The sequence below is a fragment of the Bacillus sp. AR4-2 genome, from assembly GCF_008274865.1.
GTDB classification, from domain to species: domain Bacteria; phylum Bacillota; class Bacilli; order Bacillales; family Bacillaceae_G; genus Bacillus_A; species Bacillus_A cereus.
Genome location: NZ_CP031062.1, coordinates 4,168,346 through 4,193,232, shown reverse-complemented (window position 1 = coordinate 4,193,232; position 24,887 = coordinate 4,168,346). Strand labels below are relative to the sequence as shown.

Below are 24,887 nucleotides of genomic sequence, written 5' to 3'. Positions count from 1 at the left end.
AAAGTCCGGTTTAGATAACTGTCGCATCTCATCGTTGCTTCGCCAGTCCGGTGCTCGAGTATTTCTACACTGCGCTCCTCCTGGCTTCAGCGCCTCAATCTGCTCGGTTCTCTAAATCCTCCTTTTTAAACGTGTATTTAGGAAGAAATAAAATTCTGGTCTATGTTTTCATTCTCGAAATATGTATTTTTAGGAATTCTATAACTTTTTCTATACAAATAGTCGGAAAAACGCTAGAATACATGGTAGACCATTTTTGTAATAGGAGTGTAGAGCTGAATGTTACATCAATTTTCACGTAATGAATTAGCCTTTGGTAAAGAAGGACTTGAAATATTAAAAAATAGTACAGTCGGTATTTTAGGAATTGGCGGCGTAGGTTCTTTTGCAGCTGAAGCGTTAGCGCGTTCTGGCGTAGGACGTCTCGTATTAGTTGATAAAGACGTTGTAGATATTACAAACGTAAACCGTCAAATTCACGCTTTAGTATCTACTGTAGGACGTTCAAAAGTAGAATTAATGAAAGAGCGTATCGCGGACATTAACCCAGAGTGTGAAGTAATTGGACTAGAAATGTTTTATACAGATGAAACATATGAAGAGTTCTTTAAGTACGGTTTAGACTTCGTAGTGGATGCATCTGATACGATTACGTTCAAAATTCATTTAATTAAACAATGTTTACGTCGTAAAATTAAAATTATCTCAAGTATGGGTGCAGCAAATAAAATGGACCCAACTCGTTTCCGTATTGCGGACATCTCTAAAACACATACAGATCCAATTGCGAAAGTCATTCGTACGAAGCTTCGTAAAGAGGGTATTAAAAAAGGTGTAAAAGTTGTCTTCTCTGACGAAAACCCAATCGTAATTCGTGAAGAAGTACGTAAAGAAATTGTACCAGACGAGAATGCAAAAATTCGTAAGGCGAAACTACCGCCTTCATCAAATGCATTCGTACCATCTGTGGCAGGCTTAATTATGGCAAGTCACGTTGTACGTGAACGCATTAAAAACGTAGAAGTGAAACGTGTAGGGCAAGAATAAAAGAAAAGCATATATCCATTTTGGATATATGCTTTTTTATATGTATTAAAGAAATATGAATATTTGCATCACTACTAGTTCAAATGTAAGTAAGGTTAGTAAGCAATAATCATATTTATCTGATTTATAGGCGGATGTCTTTTTTAGACTGTTAATGGTGAAAAGAGCTAAAGTTAGGACGAGAAGGCCAAGAGTTATTTTGAAGATTATTAATGAAATAGCAACCATCTCCCTTTAAAGGTATATGTTTATAATAACATTTTAGTAAAAAATATCTAATCTGTTGTAGGAGTTTCCTTGTATGACAAGGAGGAATGTTATTGTCAATCTTTGTCGTTAAATCGATATCCTTTATTGAATCGTTGATATATTGCAAGTTGTGATAGATAAATTTGAAAAATCGTTGATATATTGCAAGTTGTGATAGATAAATTTGAAAAATCGTTGATATATTGCAAGTTGTGATAGATATATTCGAAAAACCGTTAATATAATTTCATTTACCGATATCTATATATGGTTCACCGAAAACAAACAGGGATGTCACTCGGTTAAAAAAGTGACATCCCTGTTTTTAATTCTCTGCAGAATAAATAATATCTAAATTCCCATTTTGATCGGTTTTGAAAATTGGGGCAATTTGCTCTTCTTGCTCTTCGACTGAAACAAGTTTTCGAGCACGATCCATAATTCGAACAAGCATCGCGTAATCTTCTTCGATTGCTTGTTGTTTTTTTGTGAGTACTGCTAATTTCGTTTCAAGTTCATGATTCGTTTTTTGCAGAGAGGTGAGTTGAGCTTGTAATACATCATTTTCAGTTTGCAACTTTGCAAGTGAAGGATTGTTATGTTCTAAATTTTGTAAAAATGAAATGACATTTTGCATTGTAAGATCTTGTTTACTTGACGTAATATCTTCTGAAAAATCGGCGTCAATTACGAGTTGTTTCGTTTTCGTGAACCGATCTTTTTCTATATTAGCTTCAGAACGTTTTAATTCTTTACGTTGTTTTTTTGCAAGCTGCACCGCATCTTCGTAATTCGGTCTTACTTCAGCATTCCATCTAAAACCACAAGCTGCGGAAGTGCGGTTTAAAGCGTCGCCAACTTCATCAAACGCTTTTATTTGTGTACTTCCGCTGCGAATATGTCGCAAAACAGTTTCTGCTAAAAGGAGATCATCTTCTTTTGTCCATGCATCTTGACGTGTTTTCATAAGCGAAGCCTCCATAATGGTGACGTTTTCGTTTATGTTACCCTTTATTTTTCGTTTTATTCGAAGTTTGTAATCTTTCATAAACAGTAGAAAGTACTTGCTCAAATTTTCCTGTCGTTTTCGGTTTATAATATTGCTTGCTTTTTATTTTATCAGGTAAGTATTGTTGCCTTACCCAGCCGTTTGGATGGTCGTGCGGATATAAATATCCAATGCCTCTTCCAAGTGATTCTGCGCCTTTGTAATGACTATCTTTTAAATGGCTTGGAATGTCACCTGTTTGACCGTTGCGTAAATCGTGTAATGCAGCATCAAGTGCTTTATAAGCTGAATTTGATTTTGGTGATAAGCATAGCTCGATAACGGCATTTGCAAGTGGGATGCGTGCTTCTGGGAATCCAACTCGTTCAGCTGATTCAATTGCAGCTAGTGTACGTGGTCCAGCTTGTGGGCTAGCAAGTCCAATATCTTCATAAGCCATAATAAGAAGGCGTCTGCCAATGCTTTGTAAATCACCTGCTTCAATAAGGCGTGCTAAATAATGGAGTGCTGCATTTACATCACTTCCGCGCACTGATTTTTGAAATGCTGATAATACATCATAATGAGCATCGCCGCCTTTGTCGTGGACGAAGCTCTTCTTTTGTAAGCATTCTTCTGCAATCTCGAGTGTGATTTCAGCCGCTTGATCGTCTGTAGTAAAGCTAGATAATACAGCAAGCTCAAGTGCGTTATAAGCGGAACGCATATCACCACCAGAGGCGTTTGCAAAGTGATGTAGTGCTTCATCTGTTACCGTTACTGCATATTCTCCAAGGCCTTTTTCTTTATCTTCTAAAGCTCTTTTTAACCCAATTAAAATATCTTCTTCTGTTAGTGCGTGTAATTCGAAAATTTGACACCTGCTTCGAATAGCGGAGTTTATTGCATGGAATGGATTACTTGTCGTAGCACCAATTAAAGTAAGAAGTCCGCTTTCTAAGTGAGGTAATAGAAAGTCTTGCTTTGCTTTATCTAGACGGTGAACTTCATCTAAAATTAAAACGAGGTGTCGATGCATCTTCGCTTCTTGTACGACAACTTCCATATCTTTTTTATTGTGAGTAACAGCGTTCAATAGACGAAACGGGGTACCGGTACTTCCTGCAATTGCACTGGCAATGGATGTTTTTCCTGTACCTGGAGGACCGTATAAAATCATAGATTGAAAATGATTGGCTTGGACCATTCGCCATAAAATCTTTCCTTCACCAACTAAATGTTGTTGCCCAATAATTTCTTGAATATTTGTAGGGCGCATTCGATGTGCGAGTGGTTGTTTCATTTGGACCGTCTCCCTTAATATATAATCTCGTTCTATCGTATCATTTTTTTCTACGGAATTTGAAATAGGATGCTGTTTTATGGGAAAAATGAAGGGTAATATTTTCATTTTTCTTTCAATTGTAATAATTTCCGAGTTTTTCAATGTGATTTTATGTTATCATTTTGATACACAAGTTGAAATTTCTTATAATACTATATTATGCTATAATTTCATAGGATTTTAAATTGTGTTCTTTTTATAAATAAGATTATAACCAATAGAAGTGAAAATTTGAAAAGAGGTGCAAAATAGATGAAGATTTCAACAAAAGGCCGCTATGGCTTAACAATTATGATTGATCTTGCAAAAAAGTTTGGTGAAGGTCCGATTTCATTAAAATCAATTGCGCAGGCGCATGACTTATCCGAGCATTACTTAGAGCAATTAATTTCACCACTTCGTAACGCTCGTCTTGTAAAGAGTACGCGCGGGGCATACGGCGGATATGTATTATCTGATCAACCGGCTAACATTACAGCTGGGGATGTAATCCGTGTATTAGAGGGACCGATTAGTGTTGTAGAAATGATAGAAGAAGAAGAGCCAGCACAGCGCCAGTTATGGATGCGTGTTCGTGATGCGGTGCAAGAAGTGTTAGATAGTACAACGTTAGAAGATTTAGTACGTTATGAGGAAGAAAATCACGGGGGCTATATGTTTTACATTTAATTCCTTGTGAAACGATTTGGAAAGAAGGAGATTTAATGGAACGCATTTACTTAGATCATGCTGCGACATCTCCGACTCACCCAGAAGTGGTCGAAAAGATGATTCCATATATGACAGAAATATTCGGGAACCCGTCTAGTATTCACTTTTATGGACGTCAAACTCGTCACATAGTAGATGAGGCGAGACGAGTGTGTGCACGCAGCATTCATGCGAATCCGAATGAAATTATATTTACGAGCGGTGGTACAGAAGCTGATAATTTAGCGCTTATAGGTGTAGCACGTGCGAACCGCCATAAAGGTAACCACATAATAACGACGCAAATTGAACATCATGCGATTTTGCATACGTGCGAATTGTTAGAGCGTGAAGGGTTTGAAGTAACATATTTACCTGTCGATGAAACAGGGCGCATTCAAGCTTCTGACATACAAAAGGCATTAACAGAAGAGACGATTCTTGTATCTGTTATGTTTGGGAATAATGAAGTAGGGACAATGCAACCAATTGTGGAAATAGGAAAGCTGCTAAAAGATCATCAAGCTTATTTCCATACAGATGCGGTACAAGCTTACGGTTTAGTAGAAATTAATGTGAAAGAGTTTGGAATTGATTTATTATCAATTTCAGCTCATAAAATTAATGGGCCAAAAGGTGTAGGATTCTTATACGCTGGTGCAAATGTGAAATTTGAACCGTTATTAATAGGCGGAGAGCAAGAAAGAAAACGCCGTGCTGGTACGGAAAATGTGCCTAGTATTGCTGGGCTTCAGCATGCAATTCTTATAGCTGAAAAAACTCGTGAGCAAAAAAATGCCCAATATGAAGAGTTTAAAGATATAATGGTATCTGTCTTCAAAAATGAAGGCATTACTTTCGAGGTAAACGGAAACTTAGAACATCGCTTACCGCATGTACTTAATGTAAGTTTTACAGGAATGAACATTGAACCATTTCTTGTGAACTTAGACCTTGCTGGCATTGCAGTATCAAGCGGTTCTGCTTGTACAGCTGGTTCGATTGATCCATCACATGTATTAGTAGCGATGTTTGGAAAAGACTCCGATCAAATACGTTCATCCGTACGCTTTAGTTTTGGACTTGGAAATACGAAAGAGCAAATTGAAAAAGCGGCGTACGAAACAGTGAAAATCGTGAAGCGATTAACACAAAATTAGCATGGGAGGTGACATGATGAACAAACTACCTCACGAAACACGCGTTGTCATCGGAATGTCCGGTGGCGTCGATTCATCTGTAGCAGCACTTTTATTAAAAGAGCAAGGTTATGATGTAATCGGAATTTTTATGAAAAACTGGGATGATACAGATGAGAATGGTGTCTGCACAGCAACAGAAGATTACAATGATGTAATTGAAGTGTGTAACCAAATTGGTATTCCGTATTATGCAGTAAACTTTGAAAAACAATACTGGGATAAAGTATTTACGTACTTCTTAGATGAGTATCGAGCTGGTCGTACACCAAACCCAGATGTAATGTGTAATAAAGAAATTAAATTTAAAGCATTTTTAGAGCATGCAATTGCGCTTGGTGCGGATTATGTGGCAACAGGCCATTATGCACGCGTTGCTTATATGGACGGCGAATATAAAATGCTTCGCGGCGTTGATGACAATAAAGATCAAACATATTTCTTAAATCAATTAAGCCAAGAGCAATTATCAAAAACAATGTTCCCGTTAGGTGAATTAAAGAAACCGCAAATTCGTGAAATGGCGAAAGAAGCTGGCTTAGCGACAGCGGCGAAAAAAGATAGTACAGGTATTTGCTTCATTGGTGAGCGTAACTTTAAAGATTTCTTAAGTAACTACTTACCGGCACAACCAGGTGTAATGCAAACATTATCTGGTGAAGTGAAAGGGAAGCATGACGGTTTAATGTATTATACAATTGGACAACGTCATGGCCTTGGAATTGGTGGTAATGGTGATCCATGGTTTGCTGTTGGGAAAAATCTAAAAGAAAACATTTTATATGTTGATCAAGGATTCCATAACGAACTTCTATATGGTGATGAAGTTATTGCTACGAATGTAGGATGGGTAAGTAACAAAGAAAAAGAAACAGAATTTAAGTGCACGGCGAAATTCCGTTATCGTCAAGAAGACAATAAAGTAACGGTTCAAATCGTTGATGAAAATACAGTTCGTATTCTTTGTGATGAGCCAATTCGTGCAATTACACCAGGACAAGCAGTCGTTTTCTATGATGGAGATGAGTGCTTAGGCGGTGCTACAATTGATGAAGTATACCGTAGTGGTAAGAAATTGGATTATTTAGGATAAACGAGAAGCCTCTGCCGATTAGCGGTTAGAGGTTTCTTTTACATAAAGCGAATTTTCGTTCGCTTGGAAAATACATTCTTTGTTATAATTTGTTGTAGAGGTGAAGGACATGTCAAACAAACTTGAAACAGGTATTCAATATATGCAAGAAGGAAACTGGGAAGAAGCAGCTAAAAATTTTACAGAAGCAATCGAAGAAAATCCGAAAGATGCGCTTGGATACATTAATTTTGCAAATTTATTAGACGTATTAGGTGATAGCGAGCGAGCGATTTTATTTTATAAACGCGCACTAGAGTTAGATGATAAATCTGCAGCTGCCTATTATGGTTTAGGAAATGTATATTATGGCCAAGAGCAATTTACTGAGGCGAAAGCTGTATTTGAACAAGCAATGCAAGCTGGATTACAATCAGCTGATGTAACATTTATGTTAGGTATCACACATGTACAGCTTGGAAATGATCGTCTTGCACTACCATTCTTACAAAGAGCAACAGAATTAGATGAAAACGATGTAGAAGCTGTATTCCAGTGCGGACTTTGCTTCGCGCGATTAGAACATGTTCAAGAGGCGAAACCTTATTTTGAAAAGGTATTAGAAATGGATGAAGAGCATGCAGATGCGTATTACAATTTAGGTGTTGCGTACGTATTTGAGGAAAATAATGAGAAGGCTCTCGCTTTATTTAAGAAAGCAACTGAAATTCAGCCAGATCACTTTTTAGCGGGTAATGGCGTTCGTTTATTAGAGCAAGAAGCTGAATAAGATAAAAATATAGTTTAATGGGTAGTTATCCCTCATCTAAAAAGGTGGGGGATGTACTGCTCATTAAAGTGAAAATATCGGAAAGGAGAGGAAAGATGGGAAATCAACATGCAATGGATTTGTTTGAGGAAGAGAAAAAGTTTATAAAAGCGCAAGTTCTTCATACCATTTTCCACAACGAAGAAAACCTCTATTCCGTTGTCAGTATGAAAGTCATTGAAACGAATGAAACGTATGACGAAAAGAAAGTAATGATAAACGGTCATTTTCCCCGCATGCATGAAGATGAAGTGTTTACATTGACTGGTCATTTTAAGGACCATCCAAAGTATGGAAAACAATATATGGTTGAAACATTTAAAAAAGAATTGCCGCAAACAAAAGCAGGTATGGTGCAATATTTAGCGAGTGATTTATTTAAAGGGATAGGAAAGCGTACAGCTGAAAAAATTGTGGACCATCTCGGAGAACATGCTATTTCTAAAATTATGGATGACCCTGAGGCATTAAATGGTGTTGTTAATAAACAAAAGGCTCAGGAAATATATGAGACAATTGTTGAACATCAAGGATTAGAGAAAGTAATGAGCTTTTTAAATGGCTACGGTTTTGGAACGAAACTTTCTATTAAGATTTACCAGCAATATAAAGAGATGACATTAGAAGTGATTCGTAATAATCCGTATCAACTTATTGAAGAAGTGGACGGGATTGGTTTTGGAAGAGCGGATGATATAGGGCGTGCGTTAGGGATATCGGGTAATCATGACGACCGTGTACGAGCGGGATGTTTTTACACATTAGAGAATGTCTCATTACAACTTGGTCATGTTTATATGAGGAAAGATCAACTTGTAAGAGAAACGATGTCACTTTTAAACAATCAAGAAGGAAGAGTGACTGAGGAAGATATTATAGGTTGTATTGAAACGATGCAAAGTGAAGGGAAAGTCATCATAGAAGAAGAACGAGTGTATTTAGCGACGTTATTCTACTCTGAAAAAGGTGTTGTAAAGTCTATTCGCAGGCTTATGAATCAAGAAGAAACACCTTCATTTCCAGAAGCGGAAGTGTTAAAAACGTTAGGTGAAATTGAAGAACAACTGAACGTACAATATGCACCGTTTCAGCAAGAAGCAATTCAAACGGCACTTCATAAACCGATGATGTTATTGACAGGTGGACCAGGAACAGGGAAAACAACAGTTATTAAAGGGATTGTTGAAATGTATGCGTCACTTCACGGATTATCGTTAAATCCGAATGAATACAGTGATGATAATCCATTTCCAATACTATTAACAGCTCCAACAGGAAGAGCAGCGAAGCGGATGAGTGAATCGACAGGACTTCCAGCTTGCACAATTCACCGTTTACTTGGTTGGACGCCAGAAGGATCTTTCCAGCGTAATGAAACGGATCCTGTCCAAGGTAAGCTCCTTATTATCGATGAATTTTCAATGGTTGATATTTGGCTTGCAAATCAGCTATTTAAGTCGTTGCCGACGAATATTCAAGTTATCGTTGTAGGTGATGAAGATCAGTTGCCATCTGTAGGACCTGGACAAGTATTAAAAGATTTATTAAATGCAGGCGCAGTTCCGACAGTGAAGCTTACTGAAATTTATCGTCAAGCGGAAGGCTCATCAGTCATTCAACTTGCCCATGCGATAAAAAATGGAACTCTACCACCAGATTTAGCGCAAAACAAAAAAGATCGTTCGTTTATCAGCTGTACAGGGGCTCAAATTGTTGAGGTTGTGAAAAAAGTTTGCGAAAATGCTAAAACAAAAGGCTTTAGTGCAAGGGATGTTCAAGTATTAGCACCGATGTACCGCGGGCCTGCTGGTATTAATGTATTAAACGAAGCGCTGCAACAAGTATTTAATCCGAAGAGGGAAAAGAGTAAAGAAATTGCTTACGGTGATGTTGTGTACCGAAGAGGCGATAAAGTACTGCAACTCGTGAATCAGCCGGAGAGCCAAGTGTTTAATGGTGATATTGGGGAAATTGTTTCGGTGTTTTATGCGAAAGAGAACGTTGAGCAACAAGATATGATTATCGTTTCATTTGATGGAATTGAGGTAACGTATACGAAGCCCGATTTAAATCAAATTACGCATGCATATTGTTGTTCCATTCATAAATCACAAGGTAGTGAATTTCCGATTGTTATTATGCCAATCGTGAAAAGTTACAACCGTATGTTACGTCGTAATTTAATTTACACGGGTATTACAAGAAGTAAGAAGTTCCTTATTATTTGCGGGGAGGAAGCAGCTTTCCAATCTGGTGTAAATCGCCTTGATGATGCAATGCGTCAAACAACTTTAGCTAGTCGCTTGCAAGAATCACAAGGAGAAGTACAGATGGTCACAGTTAATGGCGAGGAAATGGACGTGGAAAACATTTCACCGTATGATTTCATGTAACAAGGTGAAATTATATAGTGAAACTTTCAAACGCATAGCGTTGAAAGGCTCCAGTAATGTATAAATGAATGCAGTTTGGACATAATGGCGAATAGAATCTGGGAGACTGTAAGGAGATGAAAGCCATATGTTCATTTGTCCAAATTGCAAAGGGAAAGACATTGGAAAAATAGGTGTCAACCAATTTTATTGCTGGAATTGTTATATCGAATTATCGGTTTCAAAGGGGAAAATCCATACACATCAAGTTGAGGAAGATGGTTCATTAAGCTCTCTTGATGATTTATTTGATGAGAATGAAAGAACGATCGGATAACGAAAAGGGGGATTTACTTTGAATCTACGCAATTCATTAATCGCATTAGGTGTTGGAGCTGCAGCATATCAATATGCTCGTAAACAAGATGTATTTTCAAAACGCAATATGAAAAAAGCACGTAAGATGATTAAGTCTTACTTATAATCATTTCGATAAATTGAAAAACTCCCTTGTAGACAAGGGAGTTTTTTTATGCACCCATATGCAAATAAAAAAGTCCGATCTCTGAGAAAAGATAAGATAGACCGTAGCAGCCAACGCCAAGTATTCCATACTGCCATAATTGCTTCGCTTTTTCTTTACGTGAGGAATGAATAAAGAACCCCTTCCAAATACCGAACCCGATACAAATCCATTCAAGAATCATAAAAAGTGCTGATAATCCAAGCATAAATAAAACCATAATTAGCCCTCCTGATTATATTAATTCATGCTGTATTCTCAGGGGTGGTTGTCCTTGTTATGTTATTTATATGTACGTCTTTAAAAAACAGTATGGTCCGTATGAAAAGATTTTAAAAGTTTCGCACATAACCTACCCCATTTATTTTCAAAATAAAGGTGGAGGAGGTTTTTCATGTGAAGAATCTTAAAATCATTTGGATATATCGTTTAGGATTATTGTTACTTGTTTTTCTTTGTCTGCTCGTCTTTTTAAAAATTAAGCCGCTATGGGCACCGATTATTTTTGTATTTAAAGTAGCAATCACGCCGTTTCTTATCGCGTGTTTTATTGCGTATTTATTGCACCCTTTAATTGAAAAAATTCATAAGGAAGGGATGCCTCGTACACTTGCCATTTTGCTCATTTATATCCTTTTCTTTGGCGGAATTGGTTATGGGATTTATAAAGGAACACCAGTCGTTATTAAACAGTTACAAGAGATTAATGAACAATTTCCCCAGTTTACAAAGATGTACGATTCGTGGATGGATGGCGTTACAGAACAAACAGCGAATTTCCCTTCGTTCATTCATGAAAAGGTGAAACAACTTTTTGTGGGTGTGGAAACGAAGATTCAAGCGCTTTTAAATAAAGTGATGAGTACAGCTCGTGGTGTACTCGATTCATTGCTCATTATTTTCTTAATACCGTTCATTGTATTTTACATATTAAAAGATTATGGTGAGTTTTATCATATCTTTTGGAAACTAGTCCCAAGTAAATGGCGAGGTACGGGGCAAATGCTTGCGAAAGAAATTGATAAGTCACTTGGAAGCTATATTCGAGGACAGTTATTTGTTTGTTTAGTATTAGGGGGAGTATCAGCTCTTTCTTTTTGGTTTATCGGTATGAAATATCCATTATTGCTTGGCATTATTATTGGGGTAACGGATATAATCCCATACTTCGGTCCTATTTTAGGAGCGATCCCGACGTTAATGATTGCAGCAACAGTATCAACGAGTTTACTTATTAAGGCGGGGATCACGATTGCGATTTTGCAATTTGTGGAGAGTAACATTTTATCGCCTTACATCGTTGGTAAGTCACTTCGTATGCATCCCGTTATTATTATGCTTGCCTTACTAGTTGGGGGAGAGGTAGCTGGGATTGTAGGATTGCTAATATCGGTTCCGATTTTAGCAGTTATTCGCACTGTCATTGTTCATGTGAGACCGCTCTTGAAAAAAGAAGATGTGTAAGTATAGAAGCCCTCTATGTAAGAAATAGAGGGCTAATCATATATTTATTTAGAAAGTTGCTCGTGTATTTTTTGAACGAGGGAGCTCACATCATTTGTTTGAATATGTTTTATTTTTTTCCATTCGTTATCATACATAAATATAATTTGATTGTTGAAAAGACGCTTTTGTTCTTTTAGATTAGAAATTTTTGCGAAAGAGTACTCTTCAAATATTGGATTCTTACTTACATCTGGCCCATAAAAGAATAGTCTTTTGTTCGTTAAAATTAGCAATCCTGGCCTTGCGACGGAACGATAAATAAATATGTCTAATGAACATGCTGCGTAAAATAATATCGTTTCGTCAGTCGCTAATATGTTTTTAGCTTTGCTAAGTAAGGTTGTCATTGTGATCGCTCCTTTATTTTATTAACAATAATTTAATTATAGCAAAAAAAGTAATATTTAGAAATTTTTATAAATCATTCTTGTAAGGAGATTCCGATTTGTTAATAAACGCATAATATATGAAAAGGCTGTTAAGAATGAATAGTAGAATACCTATGATTAATAAGCAATTAATACAATATAAATGATTATCTACATTGACAAACTTAAGAGAATTCTATTATATTTAGTCATATAATACATTAAATCAATGACGGAACAAGTACGTTACAGTCCATTTATAGAGAGAAGCTTCCATATGGCTGAAAGAAGCTTTAGATGAAGGGTAACAGAAAGCTAATCCTGAGAGCAGCTAATCACTGCCGTCTTGCCACGTTACGGCACCATGAGGTGATGAATTGATTGTTATTGTAATCAATTCATAATTAGGGTGGTATCGCGAGTTAACTCTCGTCCCTTTTATAGGGACGGGAGTTTTTTATATTTAAGGAGGAAAATACAATGAAACAACTAACAGGCGCACAAATTCGTCAAATGTTTTTAGACTTTTTCCAAGAAAAAGGACATGCAGTAGAACCTAGTGCATCACTAGTTCCACATGAAGATCCATCTCTTTTATGGATTAATAGTGGTGTAGCTACATTAAAAAAATATTTTGATGGACGTGTAATCCCACAAAATCCACGTATTACAAATGCTCAAAAATCAATTCGTACAAACGATATTGAAAACGTAGGGAAAACAGCTCGTCACCATACATTCTTTGAAATGTTAGGAAACTTCTCAATTGGTGATTACTTCAAAGAAGAAGCAATTACATGGGCTTGGGAATTCTTAACGAGCGACAAATGGATCGGATTCGATAAAGAATTACTATCAGTTACAATCCATCCAGAAGATGAAGAAGCATTCACAATTTGGAATGAGAAAATGGGCGTTCCCAAAGAGCGTATTATTCGCTTAGAAGAAAACTTCTGGGATATCGGTGAAGGACCAAGTGGACCGAATACAGAGATTTTCTATGACCGCGGAGAAGCTTACGGTAATGACTTTAGTGACCCAGAATTATATCCAGGCGGAGAAAACGAGCGTTACTTAGAAGTATGGAACCTTGTATTCTCTCAATTTAACCATAATCCAGACGGTTCATATACACCACTTCCTAAGAAAAACATTGATACAGGGATGGGGCTAGAGCGTATGACATCTATCGTTCAAGATGTGCCTACGAACTTTGATACAGACCTATTCATGCCGATGATTGGTGCAACAGAAACAATTTCTGGTGAAAAATATCGTAATGGCGATTTAGAAAAAGATATGGCATTCAAAGTAATTGCTGACCATATCCGTACAGTAACATTCGCTGTTGGTGACGGTGCTCTTCCATCTAACGAAGGCCGTGGTTATGTATTACGTCGTTTATTACGCCGCGCTGTTCGTTATTCGAAGAAATTAAACATCAATCGTCCATTTATGTTTGAATTAGTACCGGTTGTTGGAGAAGTAATGAAAGACTTCTATCCAGAAGTACTTGAAAAGAAAGATTTCATTGCGAAAGTTGTGAAGAACGAAGAAGAGCGTTTCCATGAAACACTTCATGATGGTGAAGCGATTTTAGCTGAAGTAATTGCAAAAGCAAAAGAAGAAAAAACAACTGTTATTTCTGGAGTAGATGCGTTCCGTCTGTATGACACATACGGTTTCCCAATTGAATTAACAGAAGAATATGCAGAAGAAGCTGGCATGACAGTTGATCATGAAGGTTTTGAAAATGAAATGGAAAAACAACGTGAGCGTGCACGTGCTGCTCGTCAAGACGTTGATTCTATGCAAGTTCAAGGTGGTGTCCTTGGAGAAATTAAAGTAGCGAGCGAATTCGTTGGTTACGGTACAGTTGCAACAGAAAGTGACGTTGTTGCACTTGTGAAAAACGGCGAATACACAGACAGCTTACAAGCTGGTGAAGAAGGACAATTAATGCTTGATGTAACACCATTCTATGCTGAGAGCGGTGGACAAATTGCAGACCGTGGTTACCTTCTTGCAGATGGTGTGAAAGTTCTTGTAAAAGACGTACAAAAAGCACCAAACGGCCAAAACTTGCATAAAGTTGTTGTTGAAGAAGGTACATTAACGAAAGATGCGGCTGTAAAAGCTATTATCGATACGAAAAACCGTAGTAGCGTTGTAAAAAATCATACAGCAACTCACTTACTACACCAAGCATTAAAAGACGTACTTGGAACACACGTTAACCAAGCAGGTTCTCTTGTAACTTCTGAACGTCTACGTTTTGACTTCTCTCACTTCGGTCAAGTACAAGCTGACGAATTAGAAAAAATTGAGCGTATGGTAAACGAAAAAATTTGGGAAAGTATTGATGTTGAGATTTCTCAAAAAGCAATCGAAGAAGCGAAAGAAATGGGCGCAATGGCATTATTCGGTGAAAAATACGGAGATGTTGTACGCGTTGTACAAGTTGGCGATTACAGCTTAGAGCTTTGTGGTGGTTGTCACGTTGATAATACAGCTTCTATCGGTATTTTCAAAATCGTTGCTGAGTCTGGTATCGGTGCAGGAACTCGTCGTATTGAAGCAGTAACTGGTAAGTCTGCATACGAATTAATGAACGATCAAGTAGGTTTATTAAAAGAAGCAGCAGGAAAAATGAAAACAAATCCGAAAGATATTTTAACAAGAGTTGATGGTCTATTTGCTGAAGTGAAACAACTGCAAAAAGAAAATGAATCTCTTGCTGCGAAATTAAGCAATATCGAAGCTGGAAACTTAACTGATTCTGTAATGACAGTTGATGGTGTGAATGTATTAGCAGCGAAAGTAAATGTTGCAGATATGAATAACTTACGTACGATGATGGATGATCTGAAAAATAAATTAGAGTCAGCAGTTGTTGTATTAGCGTCTGTTAATGACGATAAAGTAAACATCCTAGCAGGTGTAACGAAAGACTTAATTAGCCAAGGTTACCATGCTGGTAAACTTGTGAAAGAAGTAGCTTCTCGTTGCGGTGGCGGCGGTGGCGGCCGTCCTGATATGGCACAAGCAGGCGGTAAAAACCCAGCTCAAGTCGAAGAAGCTTTAGCATTTGTACAAGAGTACGTTAAATCTGTTTCAAAATAAAGAGATAGTAGTGTACAATGGTAGGGAGAGGAGAAGTTCTTCTCCCTATACTTACTATATAAGTGAGGTGCTTGAAATGGACGGTTTTGATAAAACAATGAAGTTTAGCATTCAAGATGAAAAACAGAGTGTCCATGTAAATGATGTACTTTTAACTGTGTATGATGCACTTCAAGAAAAAGGCTATAATCCGATTAACCAAATCGTCGGTTATTTATTAAGTGGAGACCCAGCATACATACCTCGCCATAAAGATGCACGTAGCATCATTCGCAAGCTTGAACGTGATGAGTTAATTGAAGAGCTTGTGAAGTCTTACTTGAAACATCATCGTGAGGAGTAGTTTATGCGGATATTAGGTTTAGATGTAGGTACAAAAACAGTCGGAGTTGCAATTAGCGACGAAATGGGCTGGACAGCACAAGGATTAGAAACAATTAAGATTAACGAAGAACGAGGTCACTTTGGTTTTGATCGTATTTCTGAGTTAGTAAAGCAGTACAATGTGGACAAAATAGTAGTAGGTTTACCTAAAAATATGAATGGTACAATTGGCCCACGTGGCGAAGCGTGCCAACAATTTGCAGAAAACCTACGAGAGCTGTTACAATTAGACGTTGTAATGTGGGACGAGCGTTTGTCAACAATGGCAGCGGAACGTCTACTCATTTCAGCTGATGTAAGTCGTAAGAAGCGAAAACAAGTAATCGATAAGATGGCTGCAGTCGTAATCTTACAAGGATTTTTAGATAGAAAATAAGAGGTGACCAAAATGGAAGAACGTCAAATTACAATTGTAGACGAAAAAGGTAACGAACATTTATGTGAAATTATTTTCACTTTTGATGCTGACAAATTTGGTAAAAAATCATACGTAATCTTCTCTCCAATCGGTGAAGTAGATGAAGATGGAGACCCAATTTATGATGCAATGGCTTATGAGCAAAATGAAGAAGAGGGCGGAGTTTTACTTCCAATCGAATCAGAAGAAGAGTGGGAAATGGTACAAGAAACGTTTAACACTATTGCTGATGAGCAAGAAGCTGAATAATAAGTACTGAAAAGATGGACGACATACAGTCCATCTTTTTTTGTATTTATATGTAAAATGAAAGATTTTTTGTCGAAACTGTGTAAGTCTTTGTAGTATAATGAGACGGATTGTAGAAAAATAAAGTGTCAATTAAAAAAGATAAGTGAATTTGTTGCGTTTTTACATCGTGCTGTATAGAAAGGTGTACATACGGTCTACAATTAAGTAAGGAGGAAATGTTTTGATAGAGAATCAAGTGAAAAAGAAGCGTAGACGCATCTTTTTATTTTCGATTATTGCACTGCTTTTAGTTTGTGGTTCAGTCTATGCGTATATTTCATCCGCATTAGGACCAGTTGATAGCGGGAATAAAAAAGAGATTGAAGTAGAAATTCCGAAAGGATCATCTACAAGTAAAATTGGAGAAATTTTAGAAGAAAAAGGCGCTGTAAAAAACGGTACAGTTTTTAGTTTTTATACAAAGGCTAAATCGAAAAGTTTACAAGCAGGTACATATTTATTAAATCCTTCAATGAATGCTGAAGATGTGATCGAACAAATGTCAGCTGGCAACGTGCATCGTCCAGCTCTTTATAAAGTGACGATTAAAGAAGGGGCGCAAGTAACTGAAATTGCAGAAACGATTGCGACAGAACTAAAGTGGAATAAAGATGATGTTACGCGTCAATTAAACGATAAAGCATTTATTCAAAAAATGCAGCAAAAGTATCCGAAGTTATTAACGGATAAAATCTTTGATAGTAATATTAAATATCCATTAGAAGGTTATTTATATCCTGCAACGTATTCGTTTTATAAGAAAGATACAACGTTAGAAGAAATTGTAATTCCAATGCTTGAGAAAACAAATGCAATCATTGTTCAAAATGAGGCGAAAATGAAAGCGAAGAATTGGGATGTTCATCAGCTTTTAACATTATCTTCACTTATTGAAGAAGAGGCAACTGGTTTTACAGATCGTCAAAAGATCTCTAGTGTCTTTTATAATCGTTTAGCAAAAGGTATGCCGCTTCAAACGGATCCAACGGTATTATATGCACTTGGAAAGCATAAACAACGTGTATTATACGAAGATTTAAAGGTCAACTCACCGTACAATACGTATGTTGTAAAAGGATTGCCGGTAGGGCCGATCGCAAACTCTGGTAAACATTCAGTAGAAGCTGCGTTAGAACCTGCGCAAACAGATTATTATTATTTCTTAGCTGCACCAAGTGGTGAAGTGTACTATGCGAAAACATTAGAAGAGCATAATGCATTAAAGCAAAAATACATTACGAAAAAACAGTGAAATGGGGAGGGATAGCGAAAAAAGTCGCACATCCCTCTTTTTTGTGGTAAAATATATCGGGTTAAAAACTGGCAGAAGAATCGTTTTTAATATCAAAACGGGACGTACAAGCTAAGGATAAAGCTGGCTTGTATTTTTATTGCATTCTATGTGTGAAAAGACGTCATAGAGGCACTTCTCCATGTAAATAAGGAGGACCATTTATGGAGGATGCAGTTAACGAGTACCTATTATCATTTATTGATCCGAAAGATAAATTAATTCTTGAAATGGAAGAATATGCAACAGAAAATCATGTGCCGATTATGGATCGACTTGGAATGGAATTTATGCTGCAATTTTTACGTTTAATTGGACCGAAAAGCATTTTAGAACTTGGAACAGCAATCGGTTATTCTAGTATTCGTATGATGCAAGCTATTCCAAATTCACGTATTGTGACAGTTGAGCGCAATCGTGAGAGATATGAAAAAGCACTTGAATATATAGAACGTTCCCCAGTAACAGATCGTATTTCAGTTATTTACGGTGATGCGTTAGAGACAGGTGAACAAGTAAAAGAACACGGGACATTTGACGTTATTTTTATTGATGCAGCAAAAGGACAGTATCGTCGCTTTTTTGACTTATATGAACCGTTATTAAATCCTGGTGGAGTAATTATTTCAGATAATGTTATGTACCACGGTCTTGTAACGACAAAAGAGAAAATTGAAAACAGACGTACACGTGGTTTAATCCGTCGTATTAAGACGTACAATGAGTGGCTTATGAATCATGAAGGATATGATACAACGATTTTCCCAATTGGTGATGGAGTAGCTGTTAGTAAAAAGAGAGGGTGACCAAGGTATGAAGAAACCTGAATTGTTAGTAACGCCAAGAGCGGTGGCGGATATCGAACCTCTTGCGAAAGCAGGAGCAGATGCGGTAATGATCGGTGAGCAAAAGTTTGGTTTACGTTTAGCAGGGGAGTTTTCACGTGAAGATGTAAAACAAACTATGAAGATTGCACATGAAAATGGTGTGAAAGTATACGTAGCCATGAACGCTATGTTCCACAACGATAAAGTAGAAGAATTAACAGATTACGTTTCATTTTTAAACGAAGTAAATGTAGATGCAATTGTTTTCGGAGATCCAGCGGTATTAATGGCTGTTCGCGAAGTAGCACCAAATATGCAGTTGCACTGGAATACAGAAACGACAGCAACAAACTGGTTCACTTGTAACTACTGGGGACAAAGAGGAGCGAAGCGTGCTGTATTAGCTCGTGAGCTGAGCTTAGATGAAATTGTTGATTTAAAAGAAAATGCTGAAGTGGAACTAGAAGTACAAATTCACGGTATGACTTGTATGTTCCAATCGAAGCGTTCATTAGTAGGAAACTACTTTGAGTATCAAGGACGTAATCTTGACATTGAAAAGAAAAAATATGAAGAGAATATGTTCTTATATGACCCAGAGCGTAACAATAAATATCCAATTTATGAAGATGAAAATGGTACTCACATTATGAGTCCGAACGATATTTGTTTCATCGATGAATTAGAGGAACTAATCGAAGCTGAAGTTGATAGCTTAAAAATCGACGGTGTACTAAAAAGCTCTGAATACATTATTGAAGTAACGAAGAAATATCGTCAAGCGATTGATTTATGCGTAGAAGATCGTGATGCATATTATGACGTGAAAGATGATCTATATAAAGAAATAGAAGAAATGCAACCAGTAAATCGTCCGTTAGATACAGGATTCTTCTTTAAAGAAACGGTTTACTAAACGAGGAGGGTGTAGGAAATGACTGTACAAGAAATTTCACGAGTGATCGATGGCAAACGTGTTATTGTGAAGAAACCTGAACTGTTAATCCCTGCGGGTAACTTAGAAAAATTAAAAGTAGCTATCCATTACGGGGCAGATGCTGTATATTTAGGTGGACAAGAATTTGGTCTTCGTTCGAATGCAGGTAACTTTACGCTAGAAGAAATGGCAGAAGGCGTTGAGTTTGCAAAGAAGTATGGAGCAAAAATATACGTAACAACAAATATCTTTGCACATAATGAAAATATGGACGGGCTAGAGGAATATTTAAAAGGGATTGAAAAAGCTGGCGTAACGGGAATTATCGTTGCTGATCCGCTTATCATTGAGACTTGTAAACGCGTAGCGCCTTCTGTTGAGGTGCATTTAAGCACACAGCAATCACTATCCAACTGGAAAGCAGCACAGTATTGGAAAGAAGAAGGTTTACATCGTCTTGTATTAGCTCGTGAAGCAAGCTATGAAGAAATGAAAGAAATTAAAGAAAAAGTGGATATTGAAATTGAAGCATTCGTACATGGTGCAATGTGTATCGCATATTCAGGAAGATGCACATTAAGTAACCATATGACAGCGCGTGATTCTAATCGTGGTGGTTGTTGCCAATCTTGCCGCTGGGATTATGATTTAGTTCAAACAGTATCACAACATAAAGATGCAAAAGAGCTTCCTCTATTCCAAGAAGGAGATGCTCACTTTGCGATGAGTCCAAAAGATTTAAATTTAATTTTATCCATTCCGAAAATGATTGAAATCGGAATCGATAGCTTAAAGGTAGAAGGACGTATGAAATCAATCCATTACGTAGCGACTGTAGCAACTGTATATCGTAAAGTAATTGATGCTTATTGTGCGGATCCAGATAACTTTGAGTTTAAACAAGAATGGTTAGATGAGCTTGATAAATGTGCAAATCGTGATACAGCTCCTGCATTCTTTGAAGGGGTTCCAGGACATCAAGAGCAAATGTTTGGAAATCATAGTAAGAAAACAACGTATGATTTTGCTGGTTTAGTGTTAGATTATAATGAAGAAACGGGCATCGTAACGATTGAGCAACGTAATCATTTCAAACCAGGACATGAAGTGGAGTTCTTTGGACCAGAAATAGAAAACTTTACGCAAACGGTGGAGAAAATTTGGGATGAGGATGGAAACGAATTAGATGCAGCGAGACATCCGTTGCAAATCGTGAAATTCAAAGTGGATCAACGAGTGTATGTGAATAATATGATGCGCAAAAGCATACTTCAATAAGAAAGAGTGATAGTCGAATGGGGACGAATAAGCCTGTTGTAATTGGAATTGCTGGTGGTTCGGGATCAGGTAAAACGAGTGTAACGAAAGCGATTTTTGACCATTTTAAAGGTCATTCTATTTTAATCTTAGAGCAAGATTATTATTACAAAGATCAAAGCCATTTACCAATGGAAGAGCGTTTAAAAACAAATTATGATCATCCGCTTGCGTTTGATAATGATCTGTTAATTGAACATTTGCAGCAGTTGCTTGCATATGAGCAAATTGATAAGCCTGTATATGACTATACATTGCATACGCGTTCAGAAGAAATTATTCCAGTTGAGCCGAAAGATGTAATTATTTTAGAAGGAATTCTTATTTTAGAAGACCCACGTCTTTGCGAGTTAATGGACATTAAATTATTCGTTGATACGGATGCTGACCTTCGTATTCTGCGCCGCATGCAGCGTGATATTAAAGAGCGCGGTCGTACGATGGATTCAGTTATTGATCAGTACGTAAATGTTGTACGTCCAATGCACAATCAATTTATTGAGCCTTCTAAGAAATTTGCGGATATTATTATCCCTGAAGGTGGACAAAACCACGTTGCAATTGATATTATGGTGACAAAAATTGCAACAATTCTTGAACAAAAAGTAAATTTGTAATAGCATAGTAAAAGATATACGGTAGGAAGGGATTTTTTCCCTTCTTATCGAATACAATGAAACATGCAACCTCATCTATATATAGGTGAGGGCATATTTATATCAACTTTCCATACATATCTTCTTTATATAAAGAAGAATTGGAAATACGGGGTTGTATGTGACAACTCCGCTAGTGCAAGGGTACTAGAAACCTCCGCTAACAATGGAAGCGGAGGAGTTTTCATATGGAACTCCTCTTTTTTTCAGGGGATTGGTATATAAAAGGAGTGGAAAATATGTCAACAGAAAAAACATACCCTATGACGCAAGAGGGTAAGCAAAAACTAGAGAACGAACTTGAGCAATTAAAAACAGTAAGACGTAAAGAAGTAGTAGAACGTATTAAAATCGCACGTAGCTTCGGGGACCTTTCTGAGAACTCTGAGTACGATGCAGCGAAAGATGAGCAAGCGTTCGTAGAAGGACGTATTACACAATTAGAAAATATGATTCGTAACGCAGTTATCATTAAAGATACTGGCGAAGTATCTACTGTTGTTACATTAGGTAAAACAGTAACATTTAAAGAATTACCAAACGGAGATGAAGAAGCGTATACAATCGTAGGTAGCGCGGAAGCTGATCCATTCGAAGGAAGAATTTCTAACGATTCTCCAATCGCAAAAAGCTTATTAGGTAAGCAAATTGGTGAGAAAGTAACAATCCAAACACCAGGCGGAGAAATGCAAGTAGAGATTGTCTCTGTAAAATAAAAAAAAGATTCTCCTATCGGGAGAATCTTTTTTTTCTGTAGAATGAAAAAAATTGTGTAAACCTTAGAGTGATTCGACAAAAAATGTCAAAAAAACACTTTAAGCTTTGATATCATAATTAGAGACCATAGGTTTTAAAAGGGAAAAGGGGCTAATTATGAAACATAAAATCTTTACAGGATTGGTTTGTAGTATCTCCATATTAGGACTTGCTGCATGCGGAACGAATGAAGAAACTACATCATCAAAGGGAGAAAAAGTAAAGCAAGAAGAAAAAAAGGATATTAAAGCAACTGAGAGTTCAAAAGCCTTAGAAAATCCACAAGATAAAAAGGAATTTAATGATTTTGATGTAGCGTATCAATTAGCAATTGTCATGAAAATATTTCAAGATGTAACGATTAAGTATGATTACGCAATTGGGAATCCAGATTATTTATTGCGAGATTCGATGGATCAAAAAACAATAGATGATATGAAGAATATGTTACAAGAACAGGCGAAGAATAATGATAAAATTTTAAAAGATGAAGTGAATCAAGCATATACATATTTAAAACAATCGAAAGTAAGTAATAAAGATGATATTCAAAAAATAATAGATGCACAAAATAATTATTTACATATTGTAGATAAGATGATTACTTGTATTGATTCTGTAACAGTTGAGAATGCAAAAGAAAAAAGAAATGAAATGGATAATTTCAGTAAGGACTATTTAAAAGTAGCGGCTAATGTAACAACTACTGTAATTGAAGTTGCTAAAAACACTGGAGTGAATGAAACTGAATTTAAATCGCTTCTTACGAAATTTTTAGAGAAGCCAAAAAAACAATAATAGCTTTATATAATATCTATTTTTGTTTTGGAGCTTGTATAAATAAAATAGTACCTCGTCTAAACTACAATAGACGAGGTGTTTTTTTATGAAAATAAAACGGAGAATTACAATTGTTTTAATTTGTTTTATGAGCGTTATGTTTGTATTGCTTTGTCGTTTAATCCAAATTCAAATTATAGATACAGAATCATTTACTGATCGCAAAATAAATTTAATTGAAAAAAGTGTTACGCAACGCACACAATCCATTACAGTAGACGATGGACGTGGGCAGTTTATAGATCGTAATGGTAAAGAAATAGGTGAGGAAAAATATCCTGTTTTAATTATTTTTCCATTTTTACAAATAAAAAATGACATGTTAGAGAAAATCGCGCATATCATTGGTGTGTCGAGACAAGAGATTAGAAGACAAATGAAAAATAACAAAAATGCATTTACCCTACAAGGAGAAACTGCTCCATTTCGAGTGACACGAGAGCAGATGGAGAAGGTAAATGAATTACATGTATTAGGTATTGTAGCAGCTGAAGTGCGATTAAAACAAACTGGAGAAATCAGTCATTTAATTGGTGATGTAGGGGAGAACGAAAGGGAGTTTCAAAAGCGATATGGAGAATTGAAAAAAATTTCAAAACAAACGCCGATAGGTATTTCAGGATTACAGCAATCATTTGATGAATTTCTATTGACTGATGGAGAGGCAAAAGTATTATATCAAGTAGATCGGCAAGGAGAACCAATTTTCGGAAAGCAAGCGAAATACACTTCACCAGGAAATCCGTTTTATCCAGTTAGGGTTCAAACTACTTTACATAAAGAGTTGCAGCAAAAAGCAGAAGAAGTGATTGAAGCAAATGAAATAAAGAAGGGGGGATTAGTATTACTTGATGTAAAGACAAATGAAATATTAGCGATGGTTAGTAAGCCGTCTTTACAAGTAAGGGATGAGAATTTATATAAAACTACACTTGAAAATCAAATGTTAACGCCACATTTTCCAGGCTCTGTTTTTAAAACAGTAGTTGCAGCTGCAGTCATTGATCAAAAAGTAAATTTGTTTAATCGGACATTTAACTGTAATAAAGATTTATATGGTGAAAACGACCCGCAAGTTAGGATGGGTACACTTAACTTTAAAGAGAGCTTTGCTAGGAGCTGTAACAGGACATTTTCCGAGTTAGGTAACGAGCTATTACAAAAGGATAGGACGGTGTTAGAAACATACGTAGCAGCTCTAGGAGCAAATGAAAAGGTTGGATGGAAAGGTTCTGTATTTCATACACCTCATTTTGAGCAAATGTCAGAAGAGAAAGGCACTACTATTTGGGGAAATGAAGAAAATAAAAGTAATAAAAAAGCGGTAGAACAAACAGCGATTGGACAGAAAGATGTACGTATATCACCTCTAGCAATTGCCAATATGATGGCGACGATTGCGAGGAATGGAGAAAAGATGGAAGTGAAAGCTGTTGAAAAAATAGTATATAAAAATGGAGCGGATTTTTTTACATTTGAGAGCCATACGTTAAATGGAAAACAGCTTTCGTATGAAACAGTGAAAACATTACAAGAGTTATTAAGAGGCGTTGTAACAAGGGAGAAAGGAACAGGAACGGCATTCCGTTCGTTGCCACTAAGTGTCGCTGGAAAATCCGGGACAGCGCAAACGGGGAAAGGGACGAGGGTGAATCGCTGGTTTGCAGGTTATTTTCCGTATGAGAATCCAAGATATGCTTTAGTTGTTGTTGATCTAGAGACTGATAGCAAAGTGAATAAAGTTACACCTATTTTTAAAGATATGGTGGGAGCAATCTATCAATTGGAGAATGAAAAGTAATCTTGCAATTTATAGTGAAATGTCTTCATTTCATGAAAATATCATTGTAAATGTTCAA

25 protein-coding genes and 1 other annotated feature are annotated in these 24,887 nt (G+C 36.7%); of the genes, 21 read left to right on the top strand and 4 right to left on the bottom strand.

Going from position 1 to position 24,887, the window contains the following annotated elements:
- The first annotated feature begins 279 nt into the window (after positions 1–279).
- Positions 280–1,047, top strand: coding sequence for a tRNA threonylcarbamoyladenosine dehydratase (locus DN399_RS21685; protein WP_000903179.1), 768 nt, complete (start codon positions 280–282; stop codon positions 1,045–1,047).
- A 574-nt stretch (positions 1,048–1,621) separates the two neighbouring features.
- Here DN399_RS21685 and DN399_RS21675 read toward each other — a convergent pair.
- Both DN399_RS21675 and DN399_RS21670 read right to left on the bottom strand, forming a co-directional pair.
- On the bottom strand, positions 1,622–2,263 hold the full coding sequence (locus DN399_RS21675; RefSeq protein WP_000857710.1) for an RsfA family transcriptional regulator: 642 nt from the start codon (positions 2,261–2,263) through the stop codon (positions 1,622–1,624).
- Positions 2,264–2,300: 37 nt separating this feature from the next.
- The gene (locus DN399_RS21670) at positions 2,301–3,587 is read right to left on the bottom strand and encodes a replication-associated recombination protein A (protein WP_000812944.1); all 1,287 of its coding nucleotides are present in this window, start codon (positions 3,585–3,587) and stop codon (positions 2,301–2,303) included.
- 294 nt (positions 3,588–3,881) lie between these two features.
- Here DN399_RS21670 and cymR point away from each other — a divergent pair, with 294 nt between their 5' ends.
- The 7 genes from cymR to DN399_RS21635 all read left to right on the top strand — a co-directional run bounded on the left by cymR (position 3,882) and on the right by DN399_RS21635 (position 10,275).
- Positions 3,882–4,298, top strand: coding sequence for a cysteine metabolism transcriptional regulator CymR (gene cymR / locus DN399_RS21665; RefSeq protein WP_000704116.1), 417 nt, complete (start codon positions 3,882–3,884; stop codon positions 4,296–4,298).
- 35 nt (positions 4,299–4,333) lie between these two features.
- Entirely contained in the window at positions 4,334–5,479 is a 1,146-nt protein-coding gene (locus tag DN399_RS21660; RefSeq protein ID WP_149149928.1) for a cysteine desulfurase family protein, read from the top strand.
- A 16-nt stretch (positions 5,480–5,495) separates the two neighbouring features.
- Entirely contained in the window at positions 5,496–6,611 is a 1,116-nt protein-coding gene (mnmA, locus tag DN399_RS21655) for a tRNA 2-thiouridine(34) synthase MnmA (RefSeq protein WP_001038010.1), read from the top strand.
- Positions 6,612–6,720: 109 nt separating this feature from the next.
- The gene (locus DN399_RS21650) at positions 6,721–7,380 is read left to right on the top strand and encodes a tetratricopeptide repeat protein (protein ID WP_000066409.1); all 660 of its coding nucleotides are present in this window, start codon (positions 6,721–6,723) and stop codon (positions 7,378–7,380) included.
- A gap of 95 nt (positions 7,381–7,475) precedes the next feature.
- A complete protein-coding gene (recD2, locus tag DN399_RS21645; RefSeq protein WP_000528082.1) occupies positions 7,476–9,812 on the top strand; it encodes an SF1B family DNA helicase RecD2 in 2,337 nt (778 codons plus the stop codon).
- 127 nt (positions 9,813–9,939) lie between these two features.
- Positions 9,940–10,128 (top strand): hypothetical protein, encoded by a 189-nt coding sequence (locus tag DN399_RS21640; protein ID WP_000469281.1) that lies wholly within the window; start codon positions 9,940–9,942, stop codon positions 10,126–10,128.
- A gap of 18 nt (positions 10,129–10,146) precedes the next feature.
- The gene (locus DN399_RS21635; RefSeq protein ID WP_001053553.1) at positions 10,147–10,275 is read left to right on the top strand and encodes a YrzQ family protein; all 129 of its coding nucleotides are present in this window, start codon (positions 10,147–10,149) and stop codon (positions 10,273–10,275) included.
- 46 nt (positions 10,276–10,321) lie between these two features.
- Here the strand turns inward: DN399_RS21635 and DN399_RS21630 are convergent, their stop codons facing one another.
- The gene (locus DN399_RS21630; RefSeq protein ID WP_000242535.1) at positions 10,322–10,534 is read right to left on the bottom strand and encodes a hypothetical protein; all 213 of its coding nucleotides are present in this window, start codon (positions 10,532–10,534) and stop codon (positions 10,322–10,324) included.
- A gap of 176 nt (positions 10,535–10,710) precedes the next feature.
- Here DN399_RS21630 and DN399_RS21625 point away from each other — a divergent pair, with 176 nt between their 5' ends.
- Entirely contained in the window at positions 10,711–11,778 is a 1,068-nt protein-coding gene (locus tag DN399_RS21625) for an AI-2E family transporter (protein ID WP_000793128.1), read from the top strand.
- 44 nt (positions 11,779–11,822) lie between these two features.
- On the opposite strand, the gene DN399_RS21620 is transcribed toward DN399_RS21625, so the two are convergent.
- Positions 11,823–12,167, bottom strand: a complete 345-nt coding sequence (locus tag DN399_RS21620; protein WP_000209578.1) for a PH domain-containing protein — start codon at positions 12,165–12,167, stop codon at positions 11,823–11,825.
- A 241-nt stretch (positions 12,168–12,408) separates the two neighbouring features.
- Positions 12,409–12,628: a binding site (T-box leader), on the top strand.
- Between the two features lie 40 nt (positions 12,629–12,668).
- Here DN399_RS21620 and alaS point away from each other — a divergent pair.
- The 12 genes from alaS (at position 12,669) to DN399_RS21560 (ending at position 24,829) form a co-directional block, all read left to right on the top strand.
- Positions 12,669–15,311 (top strand): alanine--tRNA ligase, encoded by a 2,643-nt coding sequence (alaS, locus tag DN399_RS21615; protein WP_149149927.1) that lies wholly within the window; start codon positions 12,669–12,671, stop codon positions 15,309–15,311.
- Positions 15,312–15,387: 76 nt separating this feature from the next.
- Positions 15,388–15,654, top strand: a complete 267-nt coding sequence (locus DN399_RS21610; RefSeq protein ID WP_000348590.1) for an IreB family regulatory phosphoprotein — start codon at positions 15,388–15,390, stop codon at positions 15,652–15,654.
- A 3-nt stretch (positions 15,655–15,657) separates the two neighbouring features.
- A complete protein-coding gene (ruvX, locus tag DN399_RS21605) occupies positions 15,658–16,071 on the top strand; it encodes a Holliday junction resolvase RuvX (RefSeq protein WP_001221192.1) in 414 nt (137 codons plus the stop codon).
- A gap of 12 nt (positions 16,072–16,083) precedes the next feature.
- On the top strand, positions 16,084–16,362 hold the full coding sequence (locus DN399_RS21600) for a DUF1292 domain-containing protein (protein ID WP_000392730.1): 279 nt from the start codon (positions 16,084–16,086) through the stop codon (positions 16,360–16,362).
- A gap of 223 nt (positions 16,363–16,585) precedes the next feature.
- The gene (gene mltG / locus DN399_RS21595; protein ID WP_000572131.1) at positions 16,586–17,656 is read left to right on the top strand and encodes an endolytic transglycosylase MltG; all 1,071 of its coding nucleotides are present in this window, start codon (positions 16,586–16,588) and stop codon (positions 17,654–17,656) included.
- 203 nt (positions 17,657–17,859) lie between these two features.
- A complete protein-coding gene (locus DN399_RS21590) occupies positions 17,860–18,501 on the top strand; it encodes an O-methyltransferase (RefSeq protein ID WP_000389102.1) in 642 nt (213 codons plus the stop codon).
- Positions 18,502–18,508: 7 nt separating this feature from the next.
- Entirely contained in the window at positions 18,509–19,438 is a 930-nt protein-coding gene (locus DN399_RS21585; RefSeq protein ID WP_049107973.1) for a peptidase U32 family protein, read from the top strand.
- Positions 19,439–19,456: 18 nt separating this feature from the next.
- Positions 19,457–20,737: a peptidase U32 family protein gene (locus tag DN399_RS21580; RefSeq protein ID WP_000217974.1), complete on the top strand. Its 1,281-nt coding sequence runs from the start codon at positions 19,457–19,459 to the stop codon at positions 20,735–20,737.
- Between the two features lie 17 nt (positions 20,738–20,754).
- Positions 20,755–21,393, top strand: a complete 639-nt coding sequence (gene udk / locus DN399_RS21575; protein ID WP_000537078.1) for a uridine kinase — start codon at positions 20,755–20,757, stop codon at positions 21,391–21,393.
- 278 nt (positions 21,394–21,671) lie between these two features.
- Complete coding sequence (greA, locus tag DN399_RS21570) at positions 21,672–22,148, top strand: transcription elongation factor GreA (RefSeq protein WP_000102591.1); 477 nt, start codon at positions 21,672–21,674, stop codon at positions 22,146–22,148.
- Between the two features lie 157 nt (positions 22,149–22,305).
- Entirely contained in the window at positions 22,306–22,986 is a 681-nt protein-coding gene (locus DN399_RS21565; RefSeq protein ID WP_000680877.1) for a hypothetical protein, read from the top strand.
- Positions 22,987–23,074: 88 nt separating this feature from the next.
- Positions 23,075–24,829, top strand: coding sequence for a peptidoglycan D,D-transpeptidase FtsI family protein (locus DN399_RS21560; protein WP_000695153.1), 1,755 nt, complete (start codon positions 23,075–23,077; stop codon positions 24,827–24,829).
- The last annotated feature ends 58 nt before the right edge of the window (positions 24,830–24,887 follow it).

What these genes read in the sequence shown, in the direction of transcription:
- greA (WP_000102591.1), top strand. Translation starts at nt 21,672, where the DNA reads ATGTCAACAGAAAAAACATACCCTATGACGCAAGAGGGTAAGCAAAAA.
- DN399_RS21650 (WP_000066409.1), top strand. Translation starts at nt 6,721, where the DNA reads ATGTCAAACAAACTTGAAACAGGTATTCAATATATGCAAGAAGGAAAC.
- DN399_RS21630 (WP_000242535.1), bottom strand. Translation starts at nt 10,534, where the DNA reads ATGGTTTTATTTATGCTTGGATTATCAGCACTTTTTATGATTCTTGAA.
- DN399_RS21620 (WP_000209578.1), bottom strand. Translation starts at nt 12,167, where the DNA reads ATGACAACCTTACTTAGCAAAGCTAAAAACATATTAGCGACTGACGAA.
- DN399_RS21670 (WP_000812944.1), bottom strand. Translation starts at nt 3,587, where the DNA reads ATGAAACAACCACTCGCACATCGAATGCGCCCTACAAATATTCAAGAA.
- cymR (WP_000704116.1), top strand. Translation starts at nt 3,882, where the DNA reads ATGAAGATTTCAACAAAAGGCCGCTATGGCTTAACAATTATGATTGAT.
- udk (WP_000537078.1), top strand. Translation starts at nt 20,755, where the DNA reads ATGGGGACGAATAAGCCTGTTGTAATTGGAATTGCTGGTGGTTCGGGA.
- DN399_RS21585 (WP_049107973.1), top strand. Translation starts at nt 18,509, where the DNA reads ATGAAGAAACCTGAATTGTTAGTAACGCCAAGAGCGGTGGCGGATATC.
- DN399_RS21610 (WP_000348590.1), top strand. Translation starts at nt 15,388, where the DNA reads ATGGACGGTTTTGATAAAACAATGAAGTTTAGCATTCAAGATGAAAAA.
- DN399_RS21590 (WP_000389102.1), top strand. Translation starts at nt 17,860, where the DNA reads ATGGAGGATGCAGTTAACGAGTACCTATTATCATTTATTGATCCGAAA.
- DN399_RS21675 (WP_000857710.1), bottom strand. Translation starts at nt 2,263, where the DNA reads ATGAAAACACGTCAAGATGCATGGACAAAAGAAGATGATCTCCTTTTA.
- DN399_RS21640 (WP_000469281.1), top strand. Translation starts at nt 9,940, where the DNA reads ATGTTCATTTGTCCAAATTGCAAAGGGAAAGACATTGGAAAAATAGGT.
- DN399_RS21580 (WP_000217974.1), top strand. Translation starts at nt 19,457, where the DNA reads ATGACTGTACAAGAAATTTCACGAGTGATCGATGGCAAACGTGTTATT.
- ruvX (WP_001221192.1), top strand. Translation starts at nt 15,658, where the DNA reads ATGCGGATATTAGGTTTAGATGTAGGTACAAAAACAGTCGGAGTTGCA.
- DN399_RS21660 (WP_149149928.1), top strand. Translation starts at nt 4,334, where the DNA reads ATGGAACGCATTTACTTAGATCATGCTGCGACATCTCCGACTCACCCA.
- DN399_RS21560 (WP_000695153.1), top strand. Translation starts at nt 23,075, where the DNA reads ATGAAAATAAAACGGAGAATTACAATTGTTTTAATTTGTTTTATGAGC.
- DN399_RS21600 (WP_000392730.1), top strand. Translation starts at nt 16,084, where the DNA reads ATGGAAGAACGTCAAATTACAATTGTAGACGAAAAAGGTAACGAACAT.
- recD2 (WP_000528082.1), top strand. Translation starts at nt 7,476, where the DNA reads ATGGGAAATCAACATGCAATGGATTTGTTTGAGGAAGAGAAAAAGTTT.
- DN399_RS21685 (WP_000903179.1), top strand. Translation starts at nt 280, where the DNA reads ATGTTACATCAATTTTCACGTAATGAATTAGCCTTTGGTAAAGAAGGA.
- mnmA (WP_001038010.1), top strand. Translation starts at nt 5,496, where the DNA reads ATGAACAAACTACCTCACGAAACACGCGTTGTCATCGGAATGTCCGGT.
- DN399_RS21565 (WP_000680877.1), top strand. Translation starts at nt 22,306, where the DNA reads ATGAAACATAAAATCTTTACAGGATTGGTTTGTAGTATCTCCATATTA.
- alaS (WP_149149927.1), top strand. Translation starts at nt 12,669, where the DNA reads ATGAAACAACTAACAGGCGCACAAATTCGTCAAATGTTTTTAGACTTT.